At 59.7% G+C, this 6,454-nt stretch carries 7 protein-coding genes; 4 read left to right on the top strand and 3 right to left on the bottom strand.

Going from position 1 to position 6,454, the window contains the following annotated elements; translation table 11 throughout:
* Positions 1-799 (top strand): right-handed parallel beta-helix repeat-containing protein (locus AUR66_RS16725; RefSeq protein WP_058573331.1); only part of this gene is annotated, 799 nt, incomplete at its 5' end.
* Positions 800-875: 76 nt separating this feature from the next.
* Here the strand turns inward: AUR66_RS16725 and AUR66_RS16720 are convergent.
* Positions 876-1,541: a peptidylprolyl isomerase gene (locus tag AUR66_RS16720; protein WP_082682261.1), complete on the bottom strand. Its 666-nt coding sequence runs from the start codon at positions 1,539-1,541 to the stop codon at positions 876-878.
* 138 nt (positions 1,542-1,679) lie between these two features.
* On the opposite strand from AUR66_RS16720, the gene AUR66_RS20845 reads away from it, so the two are divergent.
* Together AUR66_RS20845 and AUR66_RS16715 are read left to right on the top strand one after the other, a co-directional pair.
* Entirely contained in the window at positions 1,680-1,877 is a 198-nt protein-coding gene (locus AUR66_RS20845) for a XapX domain-containing protein (RefSeq protein ID WP_082682262.1), read from the top strand.
* A 270-nt stretch (positions 1,878-2,147) separates the two neighbouring features.
* Positions 2,148-2,702, top strand: coding sequence for a hypothetical protein (locus AUR66_RS16715; protein ID WP_058573330.1), 555 nt, complete (start codon positions 2,148-2,150; stop codon positions 2,700-2,702).
* Between the two features lie 121 nt (positions 2,703-2,823).
* Here the strand turns inward: AUR66_RS16715 and AUR66_RS16710 are convergent, their stop codons facing one another.
* Both AUR66_RS16710 and AUR66_RS16705 read right to left on the bottom strand, forming a co-directional pair.
* The gene (locus AUR66_RS16710) at positions 2,824-4,050 is read right to left on the bottom strand and encodes a PQQ-binding-like beta-propeller repeat protein (RefSeq protein ID WP_058573329.1); all 1,227 of its coding nucleotides are present in this window, start codon (positions 4,048-4,050) and stop codon (positions 2,824-2,826) included.
* On the bottom strand, positions 4,047-5,330 hold the full coding sequence (locus AUR66_RS16705; RefSeq protein ID WP_082682260.1) for a PQQ-binding-like beta-propeller repeat protein: 1,284 nt from the start codon (positions 5,328-5,330) through the stop codon (positions 4,047-4,049). Before AUR66_RS16705 ends, AUR66_RS16710 begins: the two co-directional genes overlap by 4 nt.
* A 302-nt stretch (positions 5,331-5,632) precedes the next feature.
* Between AUR66_RS16705 and AUR66_RS16700 the strand changes: the two genes are divergently transcribed.
* Positions 5,633-6,454, top strand: an 822-nt coding sequence (locus AUR66_RS16700; RefSeq protein WP_157533190.1) for a cellulase family glycosylhydrolase, incomplete at its 3' end; no start/stop codon positions are given.

Raw genomic sequence — 6,454 nt, 5'->3', positions numbered from 1 at the left:
GGGTTATCGTGTCGACGGCGTCGGCGAGTTCGGAACTGCCGGTGTGGTCGTGCGTTCGACCGGGGGCCGACCACTCGAGAACGTCACTGTGCGCAACGTGACGGTCACTGACTGGGACGACGGTATCCGATACATCGGCGTCGTCGACGGGGCCATCGTAAGCACGACGACCGAGAATAACCGCGTCGGGCTTTCACTACTCGACGCCCGAGACAACCGGATTGCGGACAACGTCGTCCACGAAAACCGGCTTCGGGGCATCTCGTTGTTCGAATCCAGTACGAACAACACAGTCGTGAACAACACCGCAACCGACAACGCCCTGTTCGGCATTCACCTCGTCGAAGGCGGCGTGCGAAACAACACTCTCGTCGACAACACGGCGTCGAACAACGAGTTCGGTATCGTCCTCATCGACGCTCACGACAACCTCGTGGTGGACAACAGTGCGGACGAAAACCGGATTGCTGGCATCTGGCTGTCTGCCGCCCGTGACAACCAACTCACTCGTAACACAGTCTCGAACCGCTTTTATGGGATTTTCCTCGCCGACCGCTCCAACGAAAATGTAGTAGCAGACAACGAAGCCGTGTCGAACGCAGTCGGCATTCGACTTCGGTCCAGCGATGAGAATCGCATCGTGAACAACTCGGTTCGAGACAGTAGCGACAACGCTATCCTCCTGATATCGAGCGACGATAACGTCGTAACCGGGAACGTCGGTTCGGACAATGCCCGCGGTGTCACACTCATCAGAACGACGGGGAATTCGGTCGTGAACAATACGGTTTCAGGGTGACTTACCGGTCGTCGTGTGTGTGTTGTGAGTCTCCTTCGAATTCGTGTGGCGTCTCTGCGTTTGCCTCCGAGGGCCTTTATGCAGTCTCGATTGTCACTGACTCCAAAACCACGTCGTTGACCGGTCGGTCAGCATCGTCGGTTTCGACCGCTCCAATCGCTTCGACTACTGCCATCCCCTCGATGACTTGACCGAAGACGGCGTGTCGGCCGTCGAGATGTGGCTGTGCGTCGAGCGTGATAAAGAACTGCGACCCGTTCGTGTCGGGTCCGGCGTTGGCCATCGAAACCACGCCGGGGCCGTCGTGTCGGAGGTCTTCGTGGAACTCGTCGTCGAATTGGTAGCCTGGGCCGCCACGGCCGGTCCCAGTCGGGTCGCCGGTCTGAATCATGAAGTCGTCGATGACCCGGTGGAACAGGACGTCTTCGTACAGCGGTTCACCGTCGACAGATTCACCGGTTTGGGGGTCGACCCACGTTTTCGAACCGGTTGCGAGGCCGACGAAGTTCTCGACCGTCCGGGGTGCGCGGTCACCATAGAGCTCGACGACGATGTCGCCTTTGGTCGTTCGCAACGTCGCCGTAGTCTGCCCGTCTGGGCGAGTTGACTCGGTTGGTTCGGACGTTTCGCTTTCGGTGGTGGCCTCACTCTCCGTAGGTTCGTCACTCGAAGTGCAACCGGCGAGGGTTCCACCGACGCCAGTGGCGGCTAGCGCGAGAAGAGAACGTCGTCGTAGTTCCATTGCCCCTGCTTGATGTCAAGAAATGATGAACGTAGCGGTACGTGGCGGGGATTGAGGAACACGTAACGAGTGGTGTCTTCTCGGATGCGTACCGGCCAACAATGTAACATTATATTCCTGTAAAATCTGATGTGTTATATGGCCTCACAACTTGTTCTGGCTCTGCTGGCGGGCGTAATTGCTGGAGCCCTGTTCAGTGTCATAAAAATACCAATTCCGGCACCACCCAATCTCGCTGGAATTCTGGGAATTGTCGGAATATACTTGGGATACAAGGGAATCGAAGTGTTGGGTTTCCGTATTGACATTTCGGCGGTACTCACGTCACTATTCTGAGTAACCGACGCGACTTCGGTGTTGTAGGACGTCCGCTTCGTTCGTCTGCAAGTCGTCTTCGATATCGTCGGGTTGTTTCGGAAGGTGTCGGCTCTTAATTTGATTCGGGCGGCCGGTATCGCCGCCCAGTGGACGACTGCATCCGATTCGAAGTCGGTGAGCACGTCGAAGCCTCGGTTTGGACGTGTACGCGGTCACCACGTCCTTTACAGATTTTCGTCCGTTTTTGCGTACCAAGCCTCATTACGATAGCCACGAATCCAGTAACGTATGTTCCGGCAGGCCCGTGAGTACGGTCCGGTCTTCTTGATACCGCTGGCGTGGGGGTTCGTGACGGCTGCACATCTTGGCGTCGTTAGTTCGTCCACGCTGTTCATCGCCCACGTCGTGATGGCGACTCTGCTGGCGGTGTTTGCTGTGACCGGACGCCAAGACATGCGGGAGGGCGTCCTCTACACGTGGTGGTTGGTAATCGTAACAGGGTTCGTTGCAACGGTGACCGGTGCAGTCGGCTTTCGTATCGGGTCTGCGGGACCGCTCTTCCAAGGCGTCGCTTTGTTCGGGTGGATGCTCCTGCCTGCCATCGGGTTCGCCGATACCGGACGGCGTGTTTCTGAACGTGCTTGGGTGTACTTCGGTGGTGCGACTGCGTGTGTGTTCGGTGCGGTAACGTATGCTCTCGGTCTCTTGAGTACTCTGCCCTTTGTTCTGGTTGTTGGGCTCGTGTTGGTCGGCGCTGGACAGACGCTTGCAATCCTCGACGCTGCCTTCGGGTACGATACAATCGACACCGACCGTGGTGTCACCGATGGCGGTTCCCCCTGACTACGGCACGTTGTGATTGTCGACGTTCTCGCCTTCGGTAACCCAATTGTCGTATTCGCCCTCTGTACGCACATCGAGGACAGATGGTGTCCATCATTCCCAAATGGCTATACGTTACCACTCAGCTGAACCGAGCAAGCGTGATGCCACCCTCAGCGACTCCGGAAGCGTACATCGCGCCGTCAGCGACGGCCGATCCTTTGTAGAATCTCGCGTAGTCAGACTCCAACTCCATCTGTGTCTGAGCGACCGTCTCGCCGGTCACCGCGTTGAGCACGCCCGGGCGGGTACCGTACTCTGACTCCGGGTCGGTGAGTGGCGTATAGACGTGACCGCCACCGACGGCGATGCCGATGCCCCTGGTATCTCCGTAGGCCGTCGACCAGCACGATGCACCGCTTGTGGTCTCGAGCGCGTAGAGTTGGCGGCCAATATCGACGTACACGTGGGAACCGTCGGTCGCGATGACATCCGGTTCTGCCCCGAACTCACGCGTCCAGAGACACTCGCCGGACGTCGCATCGAGTGCACGAACGGTCTCATCACGACTGCCAGCGAAGACGAGGCCGTCCGCGACAGAGATGTTACACTCGATGTGCGCGTCCGTCTTGGCACGCCAGCGCTCCTCCCCGGTCGCCGCATCGACGGCGTAGACGTAGGTGTCGTAATCGCCGTAGTAGACTGTCTCGTCTTCGATTGCGGGTGTCGCAATCGTCTCTTCACCCGTCGTGTGCTGCCACCTGATGGTCCCGTCGGTGAGGTCGAGTGCGAGAAGCGACAGTTCGGTCGGGACGTAGACCGTCTCGTCGACGACGACTGGGCTCCCCTGAAACGGGTCGGTCTTGGTCTTGGGAGCGGTCCACACTGTCTCACCCGTCTCTGGGTCGAGTCCGAGGACCGTCGAGTCTGCGAGAGCGACGACCACGTTGTCGCCGACGGCCGGAGCCCCACGTAGCCCGTCGACGCTTTTTTGCCAAACTTCCAAACCGGATGCCGCGTCTACACCGTACAGCATCGAGTCGTACTCGTGCGCGTAGACTCTGTCAGAGGTGGCGACAGGCTGTCCCGCCCCGACCATCCCACCGAGCGTGAACGTCCAGTCGAGCGACAGAGGCGGCTCGGGTGCCCCACTCGCTGGAACGACACCCGTCCCAGCGGGGTCGCCCCTGACTGTCCGCCAGTCAGGCAACCCGGTGACCGTCGGATCGTACGACTCGCATACTTCCGACCGATCCGTGCCTTCCCTGTCCGAACCGTCGCCGGAGCGTTGGCTACAGCCCGCGAGGCCGACTGTCGAGCCAACCGAACCGGCAGCACCTACTGTCTGGAGGAAGCGACGGCGGTTCATGCTATCTTCGTCACCCCCTGGCTTTGATGGGAGAGATACAGCGCGTCTGTCGTCACCGAAAGCGGTGCCATCGAGTGCCAAGAGTAGTACCTCGTCGTATAGTTTGACTCGAGTACAGTCTCTTCAGCGAGGTCACCCCACAGTCTGCTCCCGTCGGAGGAGTCGAACGCGCCTGCCCGGAGGTAGATGGCGTCGTCGGTCACCGCGGGGCGTCCCATGAACGGGACGCTCTTCGTCCACCCGAGGGAATCGCTGACGCCGTAGTTGACGACGCGCCACTGCTCGTTCCCGTCATCGACGTCGAGCGCATAGAGGTTCTTCGCGCCGACGTAGACGCGCTCTCCATCGGTCGCTGGTGCGCCGGTGTGCCGGTGGCCGACGACGAATCGCCACTGGTGCTCGCCGGTCACCGCGTCGAGGGCGACTATCTGGTCACCCCCGGTCACGAGAACGGTCTCGTCGACGACAGCGGGTGTGTTCGGTGGTCGATATCCAGTTGGGAATCTGTAACGCCACTCCTCGTGCCCCTCGTGGTCGAACGCGACGACGTGGGCGGTTTCGTCCCCGTCGGGGTTCGCTTGGACCGCCACGTACACTCGTGAGTCGTCGACTGCTGGAGCACTGTTGGCCGCGAACGCGTCGCCACCGAGGAGGCGGTCCCAGACGTTGGATTGCCTGTACTCCCAGCACCGCTCTCCATCGAGTGTGAAACCGTACACCGTCGCCGACGAGTCGAGGACGTAGACGTGCTCACCGACGATAGTCGGTGTTCGGACCGCTGCGCCGAGTTCCTGTGTCCAGCGTCGTTCGCCGGCCGTCGAGACTGCGTGGAGCGTACCCCCCAGGTCGCCGACGAGTATGGTGTCACCCGCGAGTGTCGGGTCGCCACTTGCCAACGATGGGAGTTCGACCCGCCACTGCAACTCACCAGTCTCGTCGTCGAGCGCGACGAGGTAGCCAGGGTAGTCGTGGTCGTGCCCGTCGAACTGTCGTGTCGCGACGTACACCGCATCGTCGCCGACGATGGGCGAACTGAACCAGCCATTCAACCGCGGGCCCTCGCCAGCCTCGCGGTCGGTCCGCCACTGTGTCTCTCCGCTCGACGGCCCAGCAGGGGCATAGGAGGTGTTCGTCGGGTCGTACCCACTCGCCGGCCAGCGGTCGCGTGGCCTGTCGAACGTACCCGTGGGTGGACCACAGGATTCACCTAGCGTACTGCAACCAGCGAGCGCCACGGCTCCCCCGGTGGCAACCGTGGTCAGGAGGGCACGACGGTTCATTTTATTTTTATGTTCTGGAGCAGCGACATATGCGCTTTCTGGTCGATTCGATATGCTACTGAGTGCGCGACTCGAAGACGGCCGAGACGCCTCGCGTTCGAACCATCACGCCCTCGGTTCGGGGTGCGCGACCCTCTGGGTTGCTGAGCAACCGGGAGAACCTCCTCGCCACCATCGCTTCGACTTGCTTGCCACGCTGCTGTTCGCTCCCTGTGCTGGTTCGGAGGTGACTACTAACACGCACGTTTCTAACAAGTAAGATACTAATAAATTTAAGTAATACTGAATCAATTCCATTTTAGATGGTCAAAGATATTAAACACTCTGATTCACCAGAACGTTCTTCGACGCAGGTTGGGCGGCGAACGTTCCTGAAGGCGTCGGGTGTGACCGCCCTTGGGGGTGTTGGTTCGACGCTCATGAGCCAGACGGAAAGAGACACAGCGGTTTCAGCCGATCTCACAGACATTCGTGGGGCGATCTACATACCGTCGAAGGATTGGAACGCCTATCAGATGTGGGCAAACTACGACAAAACCGTCATCGAGCGCGAACTCGACTTGGCCAAGTCACTCGGCCTCAACGCCCTCAGAGTGTTTGCATCCTACGAGCGGTGGGTGGAGGATGGGCCCTCCTTTTTCTCCCGAGTGGAACATTTCTTGTCGGAGTGTTCTGCGCGAGGCATTCGCCCGATTGTGGTCCTCTTCGAAGCGCCACCGAAAGGAGAACCCACGGAGTACAACCGCACGACGACCGACCCCGAGAAGGCATTCGGCGTTCACTCACCCTCGAGAGCGAACATTTTGCAACCACGTAACTGGTCGGGGTACGACCGGTCTCCGGTACACTTCGCACGACAGTGGGCACGAAAATATGCGACCGATTCGCGACTGCTGGCGACCGAGATTATGAACGAACCGGGTGACGTCCAACCTCGACAGGACTTCGTGAAAGACGTGCTGCACGAAGTACGAACCCATGCAGCCTCAGCCACCCTCACGATGGGTTGTAAGGACTTCCAGTTGAACAACGTGTACGATAGGAACGACGAACTCGACATCCATCAGTTCCACATGAACTTACCTCGGGATACGAACGCAGCCGAAGCGTACCTCGAAGAGGCG

It is taken from the genome of Haloferax profundi (genome assembly GCF_001469865.1).
GTDB classification, from domain to species: domain Archaea; phylum Halobacteriota; class Halobacteria; order Halobacteriales; family Haloferacaceae; genus Haloferax; species Haloferax profundi.
This window is presented reverse-complemented; position numbering and strand designations above follow the sequence as displayed.

Coding starts and splice junctions, on each gene's coding strand:
- AUR66_RS16720 (WP_082682261.1), bottom strand. CDS start 1,541: ATGGAACTACGACGACGTTCTCTTCTCGCGCTAGCCGCCACTGGCGTC.
- AUR66_RS20845 (WP_082682262.1), top strand. CDS start 1,680: ATGGCCTCACAACTTGTTCTGGCTCTGCTGGCGGGCGTAATTGCTGGA.
- AUR66_RS16715 (WP_058573330.1), top strand. CDS start 2,148: ATGTTCCGGCAGGCCCGTGAGTACGGTCCGGTCTTCTTGATACCGCTG.
- AUR66_RS16710 (WP_058573329.1), bottom strand. CDS start 4,050: ATGAACCGCCGTCGCTTCCTCCAGACAGTAGGTGCTGCCGGTTCGGTT.
- AUR66_RS16705 (WP_082682260.1), bottom strand. CDS start 5,330: ATGAACCGTCGTGCCCTCCTGACCACGGTTGCCACCGGGGGAGCCGTG.